3 protein-coding genes are annotated in these 2,506 nt (G+C 56.3%); 1 reads left to right on the top strand and 2 read right to left on the bottom strand.

Annotation, left to right across the window (positions count from 1 at the left end):
- Window positions 1-104: 104 nt before the first annotated feature.
- Window positions 105-950, bottom strand: coding sequence for a hypothetical protein (locus tag HMPREF2849_RS07480; protein WP_049189576.1), 846 nt, complete (start codon window positions 948-950; stop codon window positions 105-107).
- Window positions 950-1,510, bottom strand: coding sequence for a hypothetical protein (locus HMPREF2849_RS07475; protein ID WP_049189575.1), 561 nt, complete (start codon window positions 1,508-1,510; stop codon window positions 950-952). The genes HMPREF2849_RS07480 and HMPREF2849_RS07475 overlap by 1 nt, the downstream gene beginning before the upstream one ends.
- A 130-nt stretch (window positions 1,511-1,640) precedes the next feature.
- Between HMPREF2849_RS07475 and HMPREF2849_RS07470 the strand changes: the two genes are divergently transcribed.
- Entirely contained in the window at window positions 1,641-2,474 is an 834-nt protein-coding gene (locus HMPREF2849_RS07470; protein WP_049189574.1) for a DUF1266 domain-containing protein, read from the top strand.
- Window positions 2,475-2,506 lie beyond the last annotated feature (32 nt).

Here is a 2,506-nt window from a genome sequence, read left to right as displayed (position 1 = left end):
ACCGAGCGGACACACTTTTTGTCACTTAACCCCCATTATGGGAGGAACTGGGGCGGCAGTGTGTCTATATGCGGTCTTTCCTAAAAGCGCGGATAGTTGTAGTTCTACTTGGCCACGCCGAGGTCGACCAATGCTTTCTTTGCCACTTCGGGGTCATCATTTTTGATCATGTACTCAACGATTCCCTGGTCCTCTGGGAGGATTTCCGCAACTGTGATGAGGGACTCCACTCTCTGCGCCTTGAATGTGGAACCGCGCGTTGATTCTGCCGGAATCTCAACGGCATCCAAGACGGGCTTGCCGTCACGAACGGCGGCGGTGGCGGCAGGGTCATCGGTGAAGACTACGTAACCAACGTCGGGTGCCTTCGTAGTATCCACGGAACAGTTGGTACCCATTGCCTGTGGGGCAGGGGCGCTATCCGCACCATAGTAGCTAAACACCACTTCATAGTCTGTGCAGGCCCGCACGAAACTAGCAATCGGTTCGGGTGCGTGGTCGGCAGGGGTGAGGCCGCCAGCGGTATCCCCACCAGTGGCACCGGTAGCGCCACCGTTGGAAGCGCCGGGATCGGCAGGTGCTTCAGCGGCGGACTGTGCGGGAGCAGCGGACTCGTCTGACTTGTCACTAAAGAGCGCGTCTTTAGCTGCAACGTAGGCAATCGCTAGCACCACGATGCCCGCTATCACTAAGGGAAGGAGTAATAGCTGCTTCTTTACACTGAGACCTTTCGATGCGCCGCTGGCCTGAGCACCTGTCGTGCCCGCACTGGAGTTTGACCTGGAGATAGCAGTCGTATTTGCCGGAGATGCTCCAGTTTCTAGTAACGAGCCATGCTTGATGTAATGGCGATAGCCATTTTCCGCAATAGCCAGGTTTTGCTCGATGTGTGATGTGTCTTCTGCCCCATTAAATCGGTCGGGCGAACCCGGGTATGCAAGTCGAATCATTATTCAGTCCACCACCGTGAATCAATGTCGGAATACAGGGAGCGCATCGACTCTGCAAGCTCTTCCAAACTATTGCGATTGAGACGGTGCTTGTTTTCTTTCCATCGCTCAAAAAGCTCCGTCGACGACACTGCACGCGAGGCCTCAGTTCGTGCCTCTCGGCCTGCGGTCAGAGCCCACTGGGCGGCAAATTGCACACGTTTCGCAGCCTTTTCTGTGAAACCGCTCCACACTTTATATGTGTTGTAGAGCTGGACCACGACGGCCCAGCCGCCCTTGTAAGGCAGAACTGTGACGTTGCCCAGGTTGTCAAGTTCAAGGAACTCAAAATGGGATGGATCCTTCTTATCGGCGGTCACGAGGATCCTGCGGTTGGTGACAAACGCGGCACCATCCACCCCACTTGCTTTCGTAGCGGCGGCTTCCAGCACAATCTCGTCGACACCAAGGCCTTCTGCAACGGCTGCGGCGGCAGCGTGCACAATCTCGGAATCACCAGCACGTTTAAGTGCAGCACCGAGATCTGGCCGGTCTGTCATTGCAATTTGGGGTCCTGTCATGCACACGAGACTAACAACACAATAAAAACCGCGCCTGCCGTTCAGTGCTATGACATAACTCACCCCAGGTGTGGGGTGGCGTGTGAAGTAACGCTGACTCAACCCCGAAACCTCGGTACGTTGTGTGGGTATGAGCTCAACGTTCACGCCAGCAAAGTTTGATGATACTTGGATCTACCGCCTTACAAAGTTCCCATGGCCGGAACCGGCGCCGAGCAAAGATGAGGTGCGCCGCCACTCCTGGGGCATGCTGTACAAGAGCAATAAGGCGTTTGCGACCCCGCTAGGGGTTGAGGCCATCAACGCAAGGGCGGCCAAGTACTACAAAACATCTCTCGAGCAAAACTGGGGGGTCACTGGTGCACAGGAAGCGTATCAGGTTATTGATGCTCTGCTCGAAGGTGGCCAGCACGTGGAAAATGACCTGCTTTTACCGCTCGCATATGCAGTGAAGGACATCTCTGAGAACGAGCTCGAGGCAGAGATGGAGGAGCGAATCGAGTTTCTGAAAGACTTCTTTGTTGTCCAAGGCGTGGATCCGCGTGGTGCAGAACATAAGTTCCGTTACCTTGTACGGATGTTGCGCTCGGAGGGCTTTGCCAAAGCAGCGGCCCCGGCACTGCCCGCCACTACTCGCGCATGGGACATAATCCGTGTTCACAGCGTTGGTGGCGCGGCAACGGAGCTGGGGTGGATCTCTCCAGAAGAGTTCCTTCAGATTTCAGACAAGGCCGTGGCGGCGCTGCAGCGCTACTTCGTGTCGTGGGCTGACGTAGCCGCAAGTTTCTGGTGGGGTCGAATGATCTGGGCGAGTGATGGTGAGCCCGACGTCACCGCTGCGATGAAGGATCAATCGCAACGGCTCACCGAGCTGCTCGCACACAGTGATTCGCCTTGGGTGCGCGTGCCCTTGCACGACATCCAGGCCGAGGAGCCATTCGCATCCCTGGGCGGTTTGCACTAACTAGGGCGTGTCTCCTAATTGTGGGCCTGTGC

Source organism: Corynebacterium sp. HMSC073B01 (assembly GCF_001838255.1).
In the GTDB taxonomy this organism is placed as follows: Bacteria; Actinomycetota; Actinomycetes; order Mycobacteriales; family Mycobacteriaceae; genus Corynebacterium; species Corynebacterium jeikeium_D.
Note: the sequence above shows the minus strand (reverse complement) of the source record. Positions and strands in the feature narration are given on the sequence as shown.

What these genes read in the sequence shown, in the direction of transcription:
- HMPREF2849_RS07470 (WP_049189574.1), top strand. Translation starts at nt 1,641, where the DNA reads ATGAGCTCAACGTTCACGCCAGCAAAGTTTGATGATACTTGGATCTAC.
- HMPREF2849_RS07480 (WP_049189576.1), bottom strand. Translation starts at nt 950, where the DNA reads ATGATTCGACTTGCATACCCGGGTTCGCCCGACCGATTTAATGGGGCA.
- HMPREF2849_RS07475 (WP_049189575.1), bottom strand. Translation starts at nt 1,510, where the DNA reads ATGACAGGACCCCAAATTGCAATGACAGACCGGCCAGATCTCGGTGCT.